Annotated in this window: 16 protein-coding genes and 1 tRNA gene; 2 read left to right on the top strand and 15 right to left on the bottom strand. The window is 69.5% G+C overall.

The window, feature by feature from the left end:
• Positions 1-33 precede the first annotated feature (33 nt).
• The 9 genes from JKJ07_RS20360 to JKJ07_RS20320 all read right to left on the bottom strand — a co-directional run bounded on the left by JKJ07_RS20360 (position 34) and on the right by JKJ07_RS20320 (position 8,474).
• Complete coding sequence (locus JKJ07_RS20360; RefSeq protein ID WP_307834329.1) at positions 34-807, bottom strand: amino acid ABC transporter ATP-binding protein; 774 nt, start codon at positions 805-807, stop codon at positions 34-36.
• On the bottom strand, positions 804-1,805 hold the full coding sequence (locus JKJ07_RS20355; protein ID WP_202993160.1) for an amino acid ABC transporter permease: 1,002 nt from the start codon (positions 1,803-1,805) through the stop codon (positions 804-806). Before JKJ07_RS20355 ends, JKJ07_RS20360 begins: the two co-directional genes overlap by 4 nt.
• 8 nt (positions 1,806-1,813) lie before the next feature.
• Positions 1,814-2,719: an ABC transporter substrate-binding protein gene (locus JKJ07_RS20350; RefSeq protein ID WP_202993159.1), complete on the bottom strand. Its 906-nt coding sequence runs from the start codon at positions 2,717-2,719 to the stop codon at positions 1,814-1,816.
• Between the two features lie 29 nt (positions 2,720-2,748).
• On the bottom strand, positions 2,749-3,459 hold the full coding sequence (locus JKJ07_RS20345; protein ID WP_202993158.1) for an ABC transporter ATP-binding protein: 711 nt from the start codon (positions 3,457-3,459) through the stop codon (positions 2,749-2,751).
• Positions 3,449-4,342, bottom strand: a complete 894-nt coding sequence (locus tag JKJ07_RS20340; protein WP_236029345.1) for an ABC transporter ATP-binding protein — start codon at positions 4,340-4,342, stop codon at positions 3,449-3,451. Before JKJ07_RS20340 ends, JKJ07_RS20345 begins: the two co-directional genes overlap by 11 nt.
• Positions 4,339-5,445, bottom strand: coding sequence for a branched-chain amino acid ABC transporter permease (locus JKJ07_RS20335; protein WP_202993157.1), 1,107 nt, complete (start codon positions 5,443-5,445; stop codon positions 4,339-4,341). Before JKJ07_RS20335 ends, JKJ07_RS20340 begins: the two co-directional genes overlap by 4 nt.
• Positions 5,442-6,392 carry a branched-chain amino acid ABC transporter permease gene (locus tag JKJ07_RS20330; protein WP_202993156.1) on the bottom strand — a complete coding sequence of 317 codons (951 nt, stop codon included), beginning with the start codon at positions 6,390-6,392 and terminating at the stop codon, positions 5,442-5,444. Before JKJ07_RS20330 ends, JKJ07_RS20335 begins: the two co-directional genes overlap by 4 nt.
• Before the next feature lie 82 nt (positions 6,393-6,474).
• Complete coding sequence (locus JKJ07_RS20325; protein WP_202993155.1) at positions 6,475-7,641, bottom strand: branched-chain amino acid ABC transporter substrate-binding protein; 1,167 nt, start codon at positions 7,639-7,641, stop codon at positions 6,475-6,477.
• Between the two features lie 209 nt (positions 7,642-7,850).
• Positions 7,851-8,474: an ANTAR domain-containing response regulator gene (locus JKJ07_RS20320; protein WP_202993154.1), complete on the bottom strand. Its 624-nt coding sequence runs from the start codon at positions 8,472-8,474 to the stop codon at positions 7,851-7,853.
• A 127-nt stretch (positions 8,475-8,601) separates the two neighbouring features.
• Between JKJ07_RS20320 and JKJ07_RS20315 the strand changes: the two genes are divergently transcribed.
• Positions 8,602-8,687, top strand: a tRNA-Leu gene (locus tag JKJ07_RS20315).
• 257 nt (positions 8,688-8,944) lie between these two features.
• Here JKJ07_RS20315 and JKJ07_RS20310 read toward each other — a convergent pair.
• The gene (locus JKJ07_RS20310; protein ID WP_202993153.1) at positions 8,945-9,706 is read right to left on the bottom strand and encodes a hypothetical protein; all 762 of its coding nucleotides are present in this window, start codon (positions 9,704-9,706) and stop codon (positions 8,945-8,947) included.
• Positions 9,707-9,710: 4 nt separating this feature from the next.
• Complete coding sequence (locus tag JKJ07_RS20305; protein WP_202993152.1) at positions 9,711-10,253, bottom strand: RNA polymerase sigma factor; 543 nt, start codon at positions 10,251-10,253, stop codon at positions 9,711-9,713.
• Positions 10,254-10,367: 114 nt separating this feature from the next.
• On the opposite strand from JKJ07_RS20305, the gene JKJ07_RS20300 reads away from it, so the two are divergent.
• The gene (locus JKJ07_RS20300) at positions 10,368-11,051 is read left to right on the top strand and encodes a hypothetical protein (RefSeq protein ID WP_202993151.1); all 684 of its coding nucleotides are present in this window, start codon (positions 10,368-10,370) and stop codon (positions 11,049-11,051) included.
• 75 nt (positions 11,052-11,126) lie between these two features.
• On the opposite strand, the gene JKJ07_RS20295 is transcribed toward JKJ07_RS20300, so the two are convergent.
• From JKJ07_RS20295 to gltB, 4 genes are all read right to left on the bottom strand, one after another.
• Positions 11,127-12,011 carry an acyl-CoA thioesterase gene (locus tag JKJ07_RS20295; RefSeq protein WP_202993150.1) on the bottom strand — a complete coding sequence of 295 codons (885 nt, stop codon included), beginning with the start codon at positions 12,009-12,011 and terminating at the stop codon, positions 11,127-11,129.
• Positions 12,008-13,444 carry a pyruvate kinase gene (pyk, locus tag JKJ07_RS20290; RefSeq protein WP_202993149.1) on the bottom strand — a complete coding sequence of 479 codons (1,437 nt, stop codon included), beginning with the start codon at positions 13,442-13,444 and terminating at the stop codon, positions 12,008-12,010. The genes JKJ07_RS20295 and pyk overlap by 4 nt, the downstream gene beginning before the upstream one ends.
• Positions 13,445-13,670: 226 nt before the next feature.
• Positions 13,671-15,143 (bottom strand): glutamate synthase subunit beta, encoded by a 1,473-nt coding sequence (locus JKJ07_RS20285; protein WP_202993148.1) that lies wholly within the window; start codon positions 15,141-15,143, stop codon positions 13,671-13,673.
• Complete coding sequence (gene gltB, locus JKJ07_RS20280) at positions 15,136-19,686, bottom strand: glutamate synthase large subunit (protein ID WP_202993147.1); 4,551 nt, start codon at positions 19,684-19,686, stop codon at positions 15,136-15,138. The genes JKJ07_RS20285 and gltB overlap by 8 nt, the downstream gene beginning before the upstream one ends.
• Between the last annotated feature and the right edge of the window lie 17 nt (positions 19,687-19,703).

Below are 19,703 nucleotides of genomic sequence, written 5' to 3'. Positions count from 1 at the left end.
GGGTCCGACAATAAGCCGGACCGCCCCGCCTGCTTAGAGCACCTTGCTGAGGAATGCCCTGGTTCGCTCATGCTGCGGGTTGGCGATGACCTCGCGGGGCGCACCCTGCTCAACCACCACGCCCCCGTCCATGAAGATCAGGCTGTCGCCCACCTCGCGGGCGAAGCCGATCTCGTGGGTCACGACGATCATCGTCATGCCCTCGGCGGCCAGGTCCTTCATCGTGTCGAGCACCTCGCCCACCAGCTCGGGGTCGAGCGCGCTGGTCGGCTCGTCGAAGAGCATCAGCTTGGGCCGCATGGCCAGGGCCCGGGCGATGGCGACCCGTTGCTGCTGGCCGCCGGAGAGCTGCCCGGGGTAGTTGCCGATCTTGCTGCTCAGCCCGACCCGTTCGAGCAGGGCGGTCGCGCGCTCGCGGACCTCGGCCTTGCTCTCCCGCTTGACCCGGCAGGGCGCCTCCATGACGTTGTCGAGCACCGTCATGTGCGGGAAGAGGTTGAACCGCTGGAAGACCATGCCGATCGACCGGCGCTGCTTGGCCACGTCCTTCTCGCCCAGCTCGTGCAGCTTGCCGCCGCGCTCGCGATAGCCGACCAGGTCGCCGTCGACGAGGATCCGCCCGGCGTTGATCTTTTCGAGGTGGTTGATGCAGCGCAGGAAGGTCGACTTGCCGGAGCCCGAGGGCCCCAGCACGCAGCACACCTCGCCCGGCTTGACGACCAGGTCGATGCCCTTGAGCACCTCGAGCGAGCCGAACGACTTGTGCACGTTGTCGGCCCGCACCATCTCGGCCGTCGAGTCGGTCATGATGCCTCCCCGGTGGTGATCTTGCCGCCCTGCTCGACCTCGATGTTGCGCAGCCGCTGCTTGGCCCGGGCGCTCGCGCCGTAGCCCCGGCCGTAGTGCCGCTCGATGAAATACTGCCCGATCATCAGCACGGTGCAGATGATCAGATACCAGATCACGGCCGCGACCAGCACGGGGAAGACCACGAAGGTGCGGGCCGAGATGTTGTTGAGCTGGAACCACAGCTCGCCCGCGACCGGCACGAAGGCCACCAGCGAGGTGTCCTTGACCATGGCGATCGTCTCGTTGCCGGTGGGCGGCACGATCACCCGCATGGCCTGCGGCAGCACGATCCGGCGGAGCACCTGGAAGCGGCTCATGCCCAGCGCGACCGCGGCCTCGCTCTGCCCGGTGTCGACCGACTGCAGGCCGGCCCGCACGATCTCGGCCATGTAGGCGGCCTCGGACAGGCCCAGGGCCAGCATGCCGGCCACAAAACCGGCAAGCAGGTCGACGGCCCGGATGCTGTAGAACTGGCCGTTGAAGTCGTCGATGCCGAACAACTTGCCGATCTGCTCGTCGAACGGCAGGCCGAAGCCGATCCGGCTCCACAGGATGTTCAGGTTGCCGAAGAGGATGGCCAGGATCAGCCGGGGCACCGCCCGGAAGAACCAGGTGTAGACGAAGGCCACCGACGACAGGATCCGGTTCGGTGACAGCCGCATGACGGCGAGGACGGTGCCGAGCCCGATGCCGATCGCCATCGAGGTGACGGTCAGCAGCAGGGTGCCGCGCAGGCCCTCGAGAACGGGGCCGGTGAACATGACCCCGCGCTTGCCCTCTTCGTAGCTGACGAAGATGTACGACCAGCGGAAGTTGTCGTTGGTCAGCAGCAGGTGCACGAACATCGCGAAGAGCACCGCGATGACCGCGATCGACACCCAGCGCAGGGGGTGCCGCACGGGCACGGCCTTGATCGCTTCAGGCCGTGCCCGTTCGGTGGTGGACTGCTCGCTCATCTAGCGGGTCAGACCGACGGGTTCACTTCGGGCGTGGTGATCGCACCCGCGGTGACGCCCCACTTGTCGAGGATCGTCTTGTAGGTGCCGTCGGCGATCAGCGCCTGCACGGCCTCGCCGATCACGTTCGCGAACGCTTCCTGGTCCTTGGCCACGACATAGCCGTACGGGGCCGAGTCGTAGATGTCGCCGACCAGCGCGAGCGTGCCGTTGGTCTGCTTCACCGCGTACGCCACGATCGGCGAGTCGGCCAGCATGGCCTCGTCCTTGCCGGTGTTGACGGCGTTCGTGGCGTCCGACTGCTTCTGGTACTGGTCGATCGTGATCTTGGCCTTGCCGGCGTCGGTGCACTTCTTGGACCGGGCCTCAAGGTCCTCGACCTGCACGGTCGCGGTCTGCACGGCGACCTTCTTGCCGCAGACGTCGTCCGGGTTGATCGTCACGCCGGTCTTGGCGGCCCACTGGGTGCCCGCCGAGAAGTAGGAGACCATGTTGACCTCCTTCAGCCGGTCCGCGTTGATCGTGAACGACGAGACGCCGACCGCGTACTTGTCGCTGCTCACGCCCGGGATGATGCTGTCGAACGTGGCCGAGGTCCACTCGGTGGTCAGGTTCAGCTTCTGCGCGACCGCGTTGAACAGGTCGACGTCGAACCCGATGACCGTCTTGCCGTCGCTGTCGAGGTATTCGTTCGGCGCGTACGACGAGTCGGTGCCGATGCTGAGCTTGCCCGTGGCCTTGATGTCGGCCGGGACCTTGTCGGCGAGCGAGGTGTCGGCGGACGCGCTGGGCGCCGGGGCGCCGCTCGAGCCGGAGTCCTCCGACTCCGAGCCGCAGGCGCCCATCGACAACGTCAGCGCGGCCGCGGCGGCCAGGCCGAGGATCGCCCGGCGGCCGGGGGTGGTGCGCAACATGTTTACTCCCGAGTTCAAAGAGATCGTTTTTAAGCGACGCCCAGGTAGGCGTCCTTGACCGCCGGGTCGTTGAGGAGCTCCCTGCCGGTGCCCTCCTTCACGATCCGCCCGGTCTCCAGAACGTACGCTCGGTGGGCCCGTGAGAGGGCCTGCTGAGCGTTCTGTTCCACCAGCAGTACGGTCGTGCCCTGCTGGTTGATCTCCACGATGATGTCGAAGATCTGCTGGATCAGCATCGGCGCCAGACCCATCGACGGCTCGTCGAGCAGCAGCAGCTTGGGCCGGCTCATCAGGGCCCGGCCGACCGCCAGCATCTGCTGCTCACCGCCGGAGAGCGTGCCGCCCGTCTGCTTCTCGCGCTCCTTGAGCCGCGGGAACAGGGTGAAGGCACGCTGCAGATCCTCGTTGATCTCGGTCCGGTTGCGCCGCGTGTAGGCGCCCATCTCCAGGTTCTCCCGGACCGTCATGCCCGGGAAGATGCCCCGGCCCTCGGGCGACTGCGAGACGCCGCGGATCACCCGCAGGTCGGCCCGCAGCTTGGTGATGTCCTGGCCGTCGAACTTGATCGTGCCCTGGGACACCGGCCGCAGGCCGGAGATGGCCCGCATCGTGGTCGACTTGCCGGCGCCGTTCGCGCCGATCAGCGCCACGACCTCGCCCTCCCCGACGGTGAGGCTGATGCCGTGCAGGGCCTGGATGCGCCCGTAGGCCAGCGTCACGTTGTCGATCTCAAGCAGCATCGGTGGGCACCCCCAGATAGGCGGCGACGACCGCCGGGTTGTCCCGCACCTCGGCGGGCGTGCCCTCGGCGATCTTCTTGCCGAACTCCAGCACGACGATCCGGTCGGTGACGCCCATGACCAGGCGCATGTCGTGCTCGATGAGCAGCACCGTCACCCCGGTGTCACGGATCTTGCGGATGAGCTGGAGCAGCTCCTCCTTCTCGGCCGGGTTGAAGCCGGCGGCCGGCTCGTCCAGGCAGAGCAGGGTCGGGTTGGTGGCCAGCGCCCGCGCGATCTCCAGGCGGCGCTGCTCGCCGTAGGAGAGGTTGCGGCTGACGTCGCCCGCCCGGTGGGCGATCCCGACGAAGCGGAGCAGTTCGAGCGAGCGCGCCCGGCCCGACTTCTCCTCCTGCCAGAACCGCGGCAGCCGGAACAGCGCGCTGATCACGCTCGTCTTGTGATGGGCGTCCGCGCCCACCATGACGTTCTCCAGCGCGGTCATCTCGGGGAACAGCCGCACGTTCTGGAACGTGCGGGCGATGCCGCCCCGGGTGATCTCGTGCTTCTTCTTGCCGACCACCGACTCGCCCTGGAAGCGGATCGTCCCGCTGGTCGGCCGGTAGACGCCGGTCATCGCGTTGAAGCACGTGGTCTTGCCGGCGCCGTTGGGGCCGATGAGCCCGAAGATCTCGCCCTTGCGCAGCGAGAAGCTGACGTCGTTGAGCGCGACGACGCCGCCGAAGCGCAACGTCACGTGGTCGACCTCGAGCAGCACTTCCTCACCCCGTACGGGGGAAGGGTTGGGCTCGTCGAGCTTGCCACCCGTCGGCGCGGGCTCGTCCACGGGGCGCGCGTTGGCCCGGTCGAGCTCCTCCGGAGTCTCCTGATGCGGCTCACTCATTGGGGAGCCACCTCCTTCTCCCGGTCCTTGAGCTCCATCGCGCGGCGGCGGCTGGGGATCAGACCCTGCGGCCGCAGCACCATGATGATGATGATCACGAGACCGAACAGCGCGAACCGGTATTCGTAGAGGTCGGTGTCGCCGAGCGAGATGCCCCGCAGCCGGTCCGGGATGTACGAGATCAGCGCACCACCCAGGATCGCACCGGCCATGTTGCCGGAGCCACCCATGACGACGCCGGCCAGCACCAGGATCGAGAACTGCAGCACGAACGTCTGCGAGTTGATGAAGCCCTGCTCACCGGCGAACAGCACGCCGCCCAGGCCACCGATGAACGCGCCGATCGCGAACGCCCACAGCTTGTACTTGATCGTGCGCACGCCCATGATCTCGGCGGCTTCCTCGTCCTCGCGGATGGCCAGCCACGAACGGCCGACCCGGCTCCGGTCGAGGTTCCGCACACCCAGGATGACCAGGATGATGACCACCAGGCCGAGCCAGAAGTACGGCACCGCGTCGGTCACGCCGAAGATCGGTTCCCCGTTCCAGGTGCCCGGCGGGTGCGGGATGCTCGCGAAACCACGATCGCCGCGCAGCGTCGTCGTGCTCGTCGCGAAGATCCGGATGATCTCGGCGAAGCCCAGCGTCACGATGGCCAGATAGTCGCCTCGCAGGCGCAGCGTCGGCCAGCCCAGGATGAGGCCGGCCACCATGGTCAGCGCCAGCGCCACCGGCACCGCCATCAGCCACTTCCAGCCCGTGTCGGCGTAGAGGACCGAGTCGGGGGAGGTCAGCAGGGCCGTGCCGTACGCGCCGACCGCGAAGAAGCCGACATAGCCCAGGTCGAGCAGACCCGCGTAGCCGACCACGACGTTCAGGCCCAGTGCCAGCAGCACGTAGTAGGACATGTTGAACAGGGCGCTCGGCCAGTCGATGCCCTCGGTGACGATCTGCGGGCCGATCAGCGGGATGTCACCCGCGTACGGCAGCAGGAACGCCAGCACCAGGGCGATCGCGATGACGATCCATTGCACCCAGGCGGGCTGCCGGCCGTACCAGCCCCGGACTCCGCCGTTGCTGCGGAAAGACGCCTTCTCGCTCATGCTCGAGCCCTTCCCAGCGATTCACCCAGCAGGCCCGTCGGGCGGAACAGCAGGATGACCACGAGCAGCACGAACGACGCCGCGTGCAGCCACTGCGAACCGAACAGACCCGCCGCGTAGTTCTGCAGAACGCCGAGCAGCAGGCCGCCGAGCAGTGCGCCCCGCAGGTTGCCGATGCCGCCCAGCACCGCCGCCGCGAACGCGTCGATGCCGAGCAGGAAGCCCGCGTCGTACCGCGTCACGCCGATCTTGAGGTCGTACATCACCGCCGCGATGCCCGCCATCAGGCCGCCCAGCAGGAAGACGAGCGCGATCACCCGGGACTTGTTGACACCCATCAGCGCCGCGCTGTCCGGGTTCTGCGACACCGCGCGGATGCCCCGGCCCAGGCGCGAGCCGTTGATGAAACGATCCAGCACGAACATCATCACCAGCGCCAGCACGATGATGAGGAGCTGCAGGTTCGTTACCGTCGTGTCGCCGATCGTGAAGAGCGGCTTCGCCTGGATGATCGGCGGGACACCCCGCTGGTTGCGATGGGTGAGCACACCGGTCAGCTCGGAGATGAACAGCGACGCGCCGATCGCGGTGATCAGGAAGGCGAGCGGCGGCGCGTTACGCCGGCGCAGCGGCCGGTAGGCCACCACCTCGACGGCGAGGGCGGTCACACCCGACGCGATGATCGCCACGACCAGGCCGATCACCAGGTAGAGCAGCATGCCGCCGACGGAGGGGGCCGCCGAGTTCTGGTCGAGGCCGAAGAAACCCCACACGATCAGGCACGCGTAGGTGCCCATGAGGAAGACCTCGGAGTGGGCGAAGTTGATGAGCCGCAGAACACCGTAGACCAGCGTGTAGCCCAGGGCGAACAACGCGATGATCGCGCCCTGGGCCAGACCCGTCACGGTGAGCGGCCCGAAATTATCAATCAGACCGGAAAAATCCACAGAGGGGCTCCAAAACGACGAGGTCGGTGTGGCCGGAGATCATCCGGCCACACCGGCCCTACAGAGAGTTAGTGCTGACCGATCAGGAGGTCTTGATCTCCACGTCGGCCTTGGAGTCGCCGGAGTTGTCGAACTTGAACGCCCACACCTTGATCAAGCTGGGGTCGAGCTCACCGGTCTCGGTGAACTTGTAGGTGTTGGCGATGCCCTTGTAGTTCACGGTCTTCAGGTAGTCGTTGAGCTTCTGCGGGGTGTTGTTACCCGCGTCGATGCCCTGAAGGAAGATGTTCGCGGCGTCGAACGCGACGTCGGAGTACGTGCCCGCGTCCTGGTTCCACTTCGCCTTGTAGTCGTTGACGAAGGTGCCGCCCGCCGCCTCCGGCGGGGAGCAGGGGCAGGTCACGATGGTGCCGACCGCGGCCGCGACGCCCGACGCCTTGGACAGGCCCGGGTCCTTCATGCCGTCGCCGCCGACGAGCGTGCCCTTCCAGCCGGCCGCAGTGAGCTGCTTCCGGATGATGCCCGCGTTGGTGTAGTAGCCGCCGTAGAACAGCGCCGTGGCGCCGCTCGAGGAGACCTTCTGCACCAGCGCCGAGAAGTCGGCCTGCTTGCCGTCACCCTCGGTCTTGTCCGACTGGACGACCAGCGAGCCGAGCGTCGACTTCACGACGTCGGCCAGGCCGGCGCCGTACGCCGACTGGTCGTCCGCCACGAAGACCTTCTGCGCCTTCAGGTTGTCCTTGATGTACGCCGCGGCGGCCGGGCCCTGCGCGTCGTCGTTGGCGACGGCGCGGTGGAACACCTTCCAGCCCTTCGACGCCAGCGAGACGCGCGTCGCGGACGGCGTGATCGTGGGGATGCCGGCCGACTCGAAGATCGGGTCGGCGGCCTCGGACTCGCCCGAGAAGGGCGGGCCGACGATGCCGAGGATCTTCTTGTCCGCCACCAGGCTGCGAGCGACACCGGGGGCGACCGAAGCCTCACCCTGGGAGTCGAACTTCGCGACCTCGATGCACGTCGAACCCTTGGCCTTGTTGTACTGGTCGATAGCCAGCTCGAAGCCCTGCTCGATGTTCACACCGAGGTTGGCGGCCGAGCCGGTCAGAGCGCCGAAGAACGCGAGCTTGTAGCCGCAGTTCCCCTCGCTCGCGGTGTCGTCGCTGCTCGATCCGCTATTGCAAGCAGCAGCACCGGCGATGAGCCCGATGATGGCCACCCCGCCGATGGCTCGTGCGAGAACCTGCCTCAAGGTTGGAACCCTCCTCCATACGAACCCACCGAGCCACTGCCGGCCGATTGGCACTTGCGCGCGCCAGAGACCTTCCGTGCCCCGTTATGGGGCGGGACGTTATCCCAGGTTCATGGCCTGCTGAAAGAGTTCACTCGGGCTTTCACCGAACCGTTACGTCCGTTGACCCGCAGGCATGAGGAGGTGTTACAACCAAGCGCGAAACTTGATCAACTATTGGCCGGTTGCGTGCCGCCGGCTTCCTGACCCTCGGCCAGGATCCGATCGGCGACTTCACGCATAGTCATGCGGTGGTCCATCGCTGTGCGCTGAATCCACTTGAACGCCTGCGGTTCGGTCATCTGATACTTGGTCATCAACTCGCCCTTGGCCCGCTCGACCGACTTGCGGGTCTCGAGCCGGTCGGTCAGGCCGGCCACCTCGGACTCGAGAACGGCGATCTCGGAGTACCGCGAGAGGGCGATCTCGATCGCGGGCACGAGGTCCGACTTCTGGAACGGCTTGACCAGATAGGCCATCGCGCCGGCCGCGCGGGCCCGCTCGACGAGGTCGCGCTGGCTGAAGGCAGTCAGAATGACGACAGGAGCGATCCGGCCCCCGGCGATCCGCTCGGCGGCCGCCAGCCCGTCCATGATCGGCATCTTGATGTCGAGGATGACCAGGTCAGGGCGCAACTCCTCGGCCAGGCGGACGGCGGTCTCGCCGTCGCCGGCCTCACCGACGACGTCGTAGCCCTCCTCGACGAGCATCTCGGCCAGGTCGAGTCGGATGAGCGCCTCGTCCTCGGCGATCAACACCCGCTTGCGCTCGGCACCAGCCTGCGAGTCGGCCACGGAACTCCTACCCCCAACGTTCCCGATGTCGCGACACCCCGGTATGCGGGTGTCGCCCCCCTAAGCCTAGTGGGTACGCTGTCCCCTGCTTGGATCAGCGTGACCTTGTCTCGCGACGGTCCGGCCCGCCGGGGTGGTGGAATGGCATACACGGGTCACTCAAAATGATTTGCTCGAAAGGGCATGCGGGTTCGACTCCCGTCCCCGGCACCACTGCAACTCTTTCCTTACTTTGCTGACGGCACATTTCCGCTCTGTTTCGGGCGGCGAAATCCGCGCGCCCTCGGCAAAAGCTCCGACCATTACATCATTAGGCCGGGAGTCGTCGCCGCAGAACAATCGAAGGCTCACAGAGCCTCCGAGCTTCAAAGCCGCAGAGGCGCCGGTGCCCGCGAGTCCACACGATCGAGTGCTTACCGGGCACGTTCGGGCACATGCGTTCCGTAACATTGATCAAGAAAATGCGAGACTCAATCACGATCCGTGCTGAGGGATTGGTCACCGCTCGGGCTGGGGGCGGCCGGCTCGGACGGGGTTTCGGTAAAGGACGGCGTGCCGGTCGGAGACGGGGACGGGGACGAGCTGCGCGACTCGCTCGGCTCCGGGCTCGGCGACGACGACGGCGAGGCCGACCGATGCAGCCGGTCGCAATAGTCCTTGATGTCCTCCTCGCCCCCGGCCGCGTCGGTCAGCTTGCGCCGGTCCTCCCGGCTCAGCGAGCGCTCCGGGGTCCCGCGCCACGCCTCGCACCAGGAGAGCGCGGTGACGTCGAGCGAGGGCCTGGGCCCGGGTCCGGGCCGCGTGGAGGAGGAAGGGTGGGGGGAGCCTGTTCCCGGCGCAGGTACGCCCAGCGCCGAGAACAGGCGATGCGCGTGCTGCTGGGCGCCCTCGGGGAGGTTGCCGGTGCGGGCGGCGACGGCGGTCCCGGCGAGTATCAGGAGAGCCAGGCCGCTCGTGACGGGCACGAGAGCGGCCCGGAGACTCGCCGTTCGGCGGCGTCGGACGCTGCGGGCAGCACGCTTGCGATGCGCGGCGAAGGCGGCCAGCATCTCCTTCTCGCCGGCCAGCTCCTCCGGGGTGCCGGGGGCGCGGGCCGCCTCGAGAAGGGCGGCCAGGCCGGGGTGATCGTCGCCGGGCGGGTGGCTGGCGGCGATCATGTCGGCCCGGTCGCGACCGATGCGGGAGTGCCGTCGCGAACGCAGTGCACGTAGGAGAGCGCGCAAGGAGTGCATCCTGTTACACCCCCTGCCGGGTGCGGATCTGCGGGTGCGTGGCCAGCCGGCGCAGCCCGCGCATGGTGGCGATGCGGACGGCCCCGGGCTTCTTGCCGAGGATGTCGGCCGTCGTGGCGACGTCGAGCCCGGCCACGACCCGGAGCATCACGGCCTCGGCCTGGTCCCGCGGGAGGTTCGCGATCATGCCGATGGCCCAGGCCGTGGAGGCGCCCTGGGCCGCCTCGGCGGCGGCGTCCGGGGCGGCCTCGGCCCGCGGTTCGGCGGTCTCCCGCGTACGGGAGGAACGCCTTTGCTCGTCGATGCCCCGGTGCCGGGCGATGCGGAAGAGCCAGCCCCGGAAGGAGCCCAGATCGCCGCTGAAGCGGTGCAGGTCGCGGATGACGTGCAGCCACGTCTCGCTGGCGGCGTCCTCGGCGTGCTCGCCGGCCAGCACGCGCAGATAGCGCAGGACGTTGGGGTGCAGGGCCCGCCAGAGCGTGGCGAACCCCCGCGCGTCGCCGTCTTGGGCGGCGCGCAGGGCGATGGCGAGTTCCTCGTCGGGCACGGCTCTCCGGGGGTGGGGGCGGCCCGTCTTGTACCCCGCTGTGAATCTGCGCGAACCTCCCGTTCGAGCCCCGGCCGGATGTTGTCATGGCAGGGACACCTTCCTGGAGGCCTCATGCTGTGGTCCGGTTCCTCGCCCCTCTCCGTGATGCGGGAGAGCATGTGGGGGTTTCTGCTGTTCGCGGGCGTGGCGTGGCTGGCCGTCGGGTGGAGCGTGCTGCGGCTGGAACCGGCCGACGTCGTGGGTGTCACAGGTCCGGTCATTTTCTTCGGGGCGCTGTGCGAGATCGTCCGCGCGCTGGCCGGCACGAAGACGTGGTGGATCAACGCGGCGATGGCCGTGCTGTTCGCCGGCACCGGCGTCGTCGTGCTGCTGGACCGGGACTCGACGTACACGACCCCGGCCTCGCTGATCGGGTGGTTCCTGATGGTGCGGGGCGCGGTCGACATCGCCGTGGCCACCATGAACCGGGGCACCGACCGCACGTGGGGCCTGCTGGTGGTCGTCGGCGGGCTGCAGGCCGGGCTCGGCTTCTACGCCGCAAGCCCATTTGCCCGTACGGCCGATCCGGTGATCGTCACTCTCGGCGCGCTCGGTGTGCTGCGGGCGATCGCCGACCTGGTGACCGCGCTGCGGCTGCGCGAGATCGCGGCGGCCCGGCACGACGTGCTGCGGCTCACGCCGGAGCGGGAGGCCGGGATGACCGGATATGCGGCGGGGATGTCGGATTACGAGACGCAGCCGGCGGCGCGGCACCGCGCGGACGCCGAACTGCAGGAGCAGGTGGAAAAGCTTTAGTCTCCCCGGCCCCGCCGGGCCGGGATCCGCACTCGGCCAGTCGCCGGGCCGGGATCCCCTCGGCGGGGCTTCCTGCTACTTGCGCTCGCCGACTCGCCGCAGCAGGCCCTCCTGGACGGCACTGGCGATGTGCCGGCCGTCCTCGGTATACATCCGGCCGTTGGCCAGGCCGCGGCTGCCGCTGGCGGACGGGCTGGCGCAGTCGTAGAGGAACCACTCGTCGGCCCGGAACGGCCGGTGGAACCAGAGCGCGTGGTCGAGGCTGGCCCCGATCACCCCGCCGGGGCCCCACACCTCGCCGTGCACCGAGAGCACCGAGTCGAGCAGCGACAGATCGGACGCGTACGTCAGGGCGCAGGCGTGGATCAGCGGGTCGTCGGGCAGCTTGCCGTCGACACGCATCCACACCCGCTGCTGGTCGCTGGCGTTGCGGTCGCCCGGCGGCACCCAGCCCGGATCGTTGACGTAACGCACGTCGACGGCGCGGGGCGCGGCGTTGAAGGCGGCCTTGCGGCTGGGGTAGCGGCGCACCCAGTCGGCCATGGTCTGCACCTCGTCGGGCCCGGGCACCTCGAGCGGGGCCGGGGTGTGGTGATCGAGCCCCTCCTCGAGCACCTGGAACGAGGCCGACATGAAGAAGATCGTCTTACCGTGCTGCTGGGCGGTGGAGCGTCGCACCGAGAACGAGCGCCCGTCGCGGATCGTCTCGACGGTGAACTGGATCGGCTCGGTCGGGTCGCCCGGGCGCACGAAATAGCCGTGCAGCGAGTGGACGAAGCGCTCCGGGTCGACCGTGCGACCGGCGGCGACCAGCGCCTGCCCGGCGACCTGGCCGCCGAACACGCGCTGGGCGCCGGTCTGCGGGCTCTCCCCCACGAAGGTCGCCGCCTCCAGCTGCTTGAGGTCGAGCACCTCGAGCAGCTGGTCGACGGCGGCCTGTCCGCTCAGCGGTCGGGTCACAGCTCGTTCGGGGTCAGATCGCCGAGCCGGTGCACGCGCAGGGTGTTGGTGGAGCCGGGCGCGTTCGGCGGGGAGCCGGCCACGACGACCACGTAGTCGCCCGGCTTGGCCAGGCCGAGACCCAGCATCTTCGAGTCGACCTGCCGGAACATGTCGTCGGTGTGCTGCACGAAATCGGTCAGGAACGTCTCGACGCCCCAGCTCAGCGCCAACTGGTCGCGCACCTCGGGGACCGGGGTGAAGGCGAACAGCGGAAGCTCGCAGTGCAGGCGGGCCAGCCGGCGGACGGTGTCGCCGGTCTGCGAGAACGCGACGAGCGCCTTGGCCCCGATGTTGCGGGCGATCTGCGACGCCGCGACCGTGAGCGCGCCGCCGTGGGTGCGCGGGTCGTGCTGCAGCCGCGGGACCGGGATCGAGCCGGCCTCGGTGGTGGTGACGATCTTGGCCATCGTGCTCACGGTGAGCACCGGGTACTTGCCGACCGAGGTCTCGCCGGAGAGCATCACGGCGTCGGTGCCGTCGAGCACGGCGTTGGCCACGTCGGAGGCCTCGGCGCGGGTCGGGCGCGAGTTCTCGATCATCGAGTCGAGCATCTGGGTGGCCACGATGACCGGCTTGGCGTTCTCGCGGCAGAGCTGCACGGCCCGCTTCTGCACCAGGGGCACCTGGTCGAGCGGGAGCTCGACGCCGAGGTCGCCGCGGGCCACCATGACGCCGTCGAACGCGAGGACGATCGCCTCGAGGTGCTCGACCGCCTCGGGCTTCTCGACCTTGGCGATGACCGGGACGGTACGACCCTCCTCGGCCATGATCTCGTGGACGAGCTTGATGTCGTCGGGCGAGCGCACGAAGGAGAGCGCGACCAGGTCGACACCGAGGCCGAGGGCGAAGCGCAGGTCCTCCGCGTCCTTGTCGCTGAGCGCCGGGACGCTGACGGCGACGTTGGGCAGCGAGACGCCCTTGTTGTTGCTGACCGGGCCGCCCTCGACGACCAGGCAGCGGATGTCGGTGTGGTGGTCGACCGCGGTGACCTCCACGGCGACCTTGCCGTCGTCGATCAGCAGGCGGTCGCCGGGCTTGACCTCCTGCGGCAGCTTGGTATAGGTGCAGGAGACCCTGTCCTTGGTGCCGAGGATGTCCTCGCTGGTGATGGTGACGAGGTCGCCGGTGTTCCAGACGTGCGGGCCGTCGGCGAACTTGCCGAGGCGGATCTTCGGCCCCTGCAGGTCGGCGAGGATCGCGACGGCCCGGTCGGCCTGCTCGCTGGAGCTGCGCACGAGGTCGTACACCTTCTGGTGGTCCTCGTGGGTCCCGTGGCTGAAGTTCATGCGGGCCACGTCCATGCCGGCCTCGACAAGACCGAGCATGCGCTCGGGCGAGGCGGTCGCGGGCCCCATGGTGCAGACGATCTTTACACGGCGTGTCACGGCCATCAGGCTAGTCTCTCTTTCTCATCGGCCTGGCGGCCGACCCCCGTACGCGGGGTGAACTGCGTCTGTCGGGCGACGGCGGGCTGCCTGGGTCTCTCCTGATGAACCCGGCGCGCGACACCGTGCAAACCTGGCGGGCTTCAACGACCGCGCCCTCAGCTTATCGGCATGCCCGCAACACAATGACGAACGGGCTCACCCGAGGGCGAGCCCGTTCGCACAGAATCCGTCAGACGCCGATCGGCTGGGCCGACGCGGCCACCGGAGCAGGCAGTTCGCCCGCCGCGCCCAGGTAGTCGTGGATCGCCGCGGCGGCCGAGCGGCCCTCGGCGATCGCCCAGACGATCAGCGAGGCGCCGCGGTGCATGTCGCCGGCCACGAAGACGCCGGGGGCCGACGTCTGCCACGTGTGGTCGGCGTCGAGCACGCCGCGCCGGTTGCGCTCGATGCCGAACTGGTCGAGCAGCGGCTGCTTCTCGGTGCCCTCGAAGCCGATCGCCAGCAGCACCAGCTCGGCCGGCAGGTCGCGCTCCGAGCCCGCGGCCACCGTGACGGTGCGGACGCCGTCGATGCGCTCCACCGTCACGTCGGCCACCCGTACGGCCTTGACGTTGCCCTGGCCGTCGTCGACGAACTCCTGCACGGCCACGCCGAAGACGCGCTCGCCGCCCTCCTCGTGCGCGGGGTAGTTGCGCAGGATGACCGGCCAGGTCGGCCACGGGTGCTGCTCGGCGGCCCGGATCGACGGGGGCAGCGGGTACTGGTCGAGCTGGATCACGTTGGCCGCGCCCTGCCGGTGGGCCACGCCCAGGCTGTCGGCGCCGGTGTCGCCGCCGCCGATGATGACCACGTTCTTGCCGGCCGCGTCGACCGGCGTGGTCTCCTGCAGCCCCGCGACGACCCGGTTGGCCGGCACGAGGTGCTCCATGGCCAGGTGGACGCCGTTGAGGTCGCGGCCCGGCGTCTCGGGGGCGTCCCGGCCGGCCAGGGCTCCGGCCGCCAGCAGCACGGCGTCGAAGCGGTCGCGCAGGTCGTCGGCGGTGACGTCGACACCCACCTCGACCCCGGTCTCGAAGACGACGCCCTCGGCGGCCATCTGGGCCAGCCGCGCGTCCACCACGTCCTTCTCGATCTTGAAGTCGGGAATGCCGTAGCGGAGCAGGCCGCCGATCCGGTCGTCGCGCTCGTAGACCGTCACCGCGTGCCCCGCGCGGGCCAGCTGCTGGGCCGCGGCCAGGCCGGCCGGGCCGGAGCCGACCACGGCCACCTTCTTGCCGGTGGCCGCCGGGGCCGGCTGCGGGCGCACGTAGCCGAGGTCGAACGCGTGGTTGGCGATCTCGACCTCGACCTGCTTGATGGTGACCGGGTCGTCGGCGATGCCGAGGACGCAGGCCGCCTCGCAGGGCGCCGGGCAGAGCCGGCCGGTGAACTCGGGGAAGTTGTTCGTCGCGTGCAGCGCCTCGGCCGCCGACTCCCATGCCCCCGTACGCACCAGGTCGTTCCAGTCCGGGATGCGGTTGCCCAGCGGGCAGCCCTCGTGACAGAACGGGATGCCGCAGTCCATGCAGCGGGTGGCCTGGTCGCGGATCAGCTCCTCACCGGCGGGCGGATAGACCTCCCGCCAGTCCTGGATCCGGACCGGCACCGGGCGGCGCTTGGGCAGCTGCCGCTCGTAGCGAAGAAATCCGTTCGGATCAGGCACCCTTGACCCCCATGACCGCCTCGGCGACGTTGCGACCGGCGGCTTCGGCGGTCCTGATCAGTTCCATCACGCGCTTGTAGTCGCGCGGCACCACGGCGGTGAACCGCTCGACGGCCGCGGGCCAGTCCTTGAGCAGCCGCTCGGCGACGCCCGAACCGGTCTCGGCGGCGTGCTTCTCGACGAGTGTGCGCAGGGTGTCCTGCTCCTCGTCGGTCAGCGGGGCCAGGTCGACCAGCTCCGGGTTGACCCGGGCCGGCGCCAGGTCGAGCACGAACGCCTTGCCGCCGCTCATGCCGGCCGCGAAGTTGCGCCCGGTCGGGCCGAGCACGACGACCGTGCCGCCCGTCATGTATTCGCAGCCGTGGTCGCCGACGCCCTCGACGACGGCCTGGCCGCCCGAGTTGCGGACGGCGAACCGCTCCCCCGCGCGCCCCCGGAGAAACACCTCACCGGCGGTCGCCCCGTACAGGATGGTGTTGCCCGCGATGATGTTGTCCTCGGCCACGAACGGCGCGTTCTCGTCGGGCCGCACGACGACCCGGCCGCCGGACAGGCCCTTGGCCACGTAGTCGTTCGTGTCGCCGATCAGCCGCAGGGTCACGCCCCGGGGCAGGAAGGCGCCGAACGACTGCCCGCCCGTGCCCCGCAGGGTGAACGCGATGGTGTCCTCGGGCAGGCCGGCGCCGCCGTAGCGACGGGTCACCTCGCCGCCGAGCATCGCGCCGACGCTGCGGTTGTCGTTGCGGATCGCGACCTCGGCCGCGACCGGGACGCCCTCGGTGAGGGCCGGACCGGCCAGCTCGATCAGCTTGTTGTCGAGCGCCTTGGAGAGCTCGTGGTCCTGCGCGACGATGCCGCGGCGGGCCGTGCCCTCGGGCAGCTCGGGCACGAACAGGATCGGCGACAGGTCGAGCCCCTTGGCCTTCCAGTGGTCGACCGCGGGCGCCACGTCGAGCACCTCGGCGTGCCCGATGGCCTCGTCGATGCTGCGGAAGCCCAGCTCGGCCAGGATCTCCCGGACCTCCTCGGCGAGGAACAGGAAGAAGTTCTCGACGAACTCGGGCTTGCCGGTGAAGCGCTCGCGCAGCACCGGGTTCTGCGTGGCGATGCCGACCGGGCAGGTGTCGAGGTGGCAGACGCGCATCATGATGCAGCCGCTGACGATCAGCGGGGCGGTCGCGAAGCCGAACTCCTCGGCGCCCAGCAGGGCCGCCACCACCACGTCGCGGCCGGTCTTGAGCTGACCGTCGACCTGCACGGTGACCCGGTCGCGGAGCTTGTTGAGCAGCAGCGTCTGCTGGGCCTCGGCCAGGCCCAGCTCCCACGGGGAGCCGGCGTGCTTGAGCGAGTTGAGCGGGGAGGCGCCGGTGCCGCCGTCGTGCCCCGAGATCAGGATGACGTCGGCTTTGAGCTTGGCCACGCCCGCGGCCACCGTGCCGACGCCGATCTCGCTGACCAGCTTGACGTGCACCCGCGACATCGGGTTGACGTTCTTGAGGTCGTGGACGAGCTGCGCCAGGTCCTCGATGGAGTAGATGTCGTGGTGCGGCGGCGGCGAGATCAGGCCGACGCCCGGGGTGGCGTGCCGGGTCTTGGCGATCCACGGCCACACCTTGTTGCCGGGCAGCTGACCGCCCTCGCCGGGCTTCGCCCCCTGCGCCATCTTGATCTGCAGGTCGTCCGCGTTGACCAGGTATTCGCTGGTCACGCCGAACCGGCCGGAGGCGATCTGCTTGACCGCGGAGCGGCGCTCGGGGTCGTGCAGGCGCTCGACGTCCTCGCCGCCCTCGCCGGTGTTGGACTTGCCGCCGAGGCGGTTCATCGCGATGGCGAGCGTCTCGTGCGACTCCGCGGAGATCGATCCGTACGACATGGCGCCGGTGGCGAAGCGCTTCACAATGTCAGAAGCGGGCTCGACTTCGTCCAACGGAACCGGTGTGCGGTCCTTGAAAGTGAACAGCCCGCGCAGCGACCCGGCCTCGGCGGCCAGCCCGTCGACCTTCTCCGTGTATTTGCGGAAGACGTCGTACTGCTTGGAGCGCGTGGCGTGCTGCAGCAGGAAGACCGTCTCGGGGTTGAAGAGGTGGATCTCTCCCTCGCGCCGCCACTGGTATTCGCCGCCGACCTCGAGCCGCCGGTGCGTGCGCTCGGCCGGGTTGGCCGGGTACGCCTTCTCGTGCCGCGCCTTGACCTCGGCGTGGATGTCGGCCAGGCCGGAGCCGCCGATCCGCCCGTTGGTGCCGGCGAAGTAGCGCTGCAGCAGCCGGTTGTCGAGGCCGACGGCCTCGAAGACCTGGGCGCCGCAGTACGACGACACCGTCGAGATGCCCATCTTCGACATGATCTTCAGGACGCCCTTGCCGAGCGCCTTGACGTAGTTGCGGACCGCCGCCTTGGGGTCGAGCCCGGCCAGCGGGCCGGTCGCGATCAGGTCGTCGACCGACTCGAAGGCCAGATACGGGTTGACCGCGGCGGCGCCGTAGCCGATCAGCACGGCCGCGTGGTGCACCTCGCGGCAGTCGCCCGACTCGACGACCAGCGCCACCTGTGTGCGGGTCTGCTCGCGGACCAAGTGCTGGTGGACCGCGGCCGTGAGCAGCAGCGACGGGATCGGCGCGAGGTCGGCGTTGGAGTCGCGGTCGCTCAGCACGAGGATCCGGACGCCGTCCTCGATCGCCTCGGAGACGTGCCGGCAGATCTGGGTCAGGCGGGCCTTGATGCCGGCCGCGCCGTCGCGCAGCGGGTAGAGACCCGAGACGCGGACCGCCTTGAAGCCGGGCAGGTCGCCGTCCTCGTCGATCGAGAGCAGCTTGGCCAGCTCGTCGTTGTCGATCACCGGATAGGGCAGGACGATCTGGCGGCAGGACGCCGGGCCCGGGTCGAGCAGGTTGCCCTCGGGGCCGATGGTGGCCGACAGGCTGGTCACCAGCTCCTCGCGGATGGCGTCCAGCGGCGGGTTGGTGACCTGCGCGAACAGCTGGTGGAAGTAGTCGAACAGCAGCCGGGGGCGGGTCGACAGCGGCGAGATCGGCGTGTCGGTGCCCATCGATCCGAGCGGCTCCGCACCCGTACGGGCCATCGGCGCGATGAGGATCTTGAGCTCTTCCTCGCTGTAGCCGAACACCTGCTGGCGGCGGGTCACCGAGTCGTGCGTGTAGATGACGTGCTCGCGCGGCGGCAGGTCGTCGAGGTGGATCAGGCCCGCGTGCAGCCACTCGTCGTACGGCTGGGCGGCGGCCAGCTCGGCCTTGATCTCGTCGTCGTGCACGATCCGGCCCGCGGCCGTGTCGACCAGGAACATCTTGCCGGGCTGGAGGCGGCCCTTGGCCACGACCGACGACGGCTCCAGGTCGAGCACGCCGGCCTCGGAGCCGAGCACCACGAGCCCGTCCGACGTGTGCCACCAGCGGCCGGGGCGCAGGCCGTTGCGGTCGAGCACGGCGCCGATGAGCTCGCCGTCGGTGAACGCGACGCTGGCCGGCCCGTCCCACGGCTCCATCAGGCTGGCGTGGAAGCGGTAGAAGGCGCGCCGCTTCGGCTCCATGCCCGGGTCGTTCTCCCACGCCTCGGGGATCATCATCAGCATGGCGTGCGGCAGGCTGCGCCCGGACAGGTGCAGCAGCTCGAGCACCTCGTCGAAGCTGGCCGAGTCGGACGCCTCGGGCGTGTTGATCGGGAACAGCCGCTTGAGGCTGCCCGGCAGCACCTTCGACTTGAGCAGCGCCTCGCGGGCGGCCATCCAGTTCTTGTTGCCGCGGATGGTGTTGATCTCGCCGTTGTGCGCGATGAACCTGTATGGGTGGGCCAGCGCCCAGGCCGGGAACGTGTTGGTGGCGAAGCGGGAGTGCACGAGCGCGATCGCGCTGGACACCCGCTCGTCGACCAGGTCGGGGAAGAACGCCGGCAGCTGGTCGGGCGTGAGCATGCCCTTGTAGGTGATCGTGCGCGAGGACAGCGACGGCAGATACATGCCGACGCCACGCTGCGTCGACTCGCGCTCGGCCTGCTTGCGGATGGTGAAGGCCACCCGGTCGAGCTCGATGCCGCCGAGCTGCTCGCCGGCCGGGCCGGCGGGCGTGTCGGTCAGCCGGTGCGCGGCCAGGAAGACCTGGACGATCGCGGGCCGGGCGTCCTCGGCGGTCTGGCCCAGGCCCTCGGGCTGCACCGGGACGTCGCGCCAGCCGAGGATGTCGCCCCCCTCGACGAGGGCGTACTTCTCGAACACCTTTTTGGCGCGGGCGCGCTCCTCGGCGTCGGTCGGCACGAAGGCCAGGCCCGTGACGTAGTGACCGGCGGCGGGCAGCTCGAAGCCGGCGACCGCGCGGTAGAACTCGTCCGGAACCTGGATCATGATGCCGGCGCCGTCGCCGGTGTTGTACTCGGCGCCACGCGCGCCCCGGTGGTCGAGGCGAATCAGCGCCGACAGACCCTTGGCGACCACATCATGCGAGCGTCGTCCGTAGAGGTCGGCCACGAAGGCCACACCGCAGGCGTCGCGCTCCTGAGTGGGGTCGTAAAGCCCCTGGGGGTGCGGAAATGCCACCGGGCCTCCTGTCGTCG

The sequence above is a fragment of the Paractinoplanes lichenicola genome, assembly GCF_016785085.1.
Lineage (GTDB): Bacteria > Actinomycetota > Actinomycetes > Mycobacteriales > Micromonosporaceae > Actinoplanes > Actinoplanes lichenicola.
This window is presented reverse-complemented; position numbering and strand designations above follow the sequence as displayed.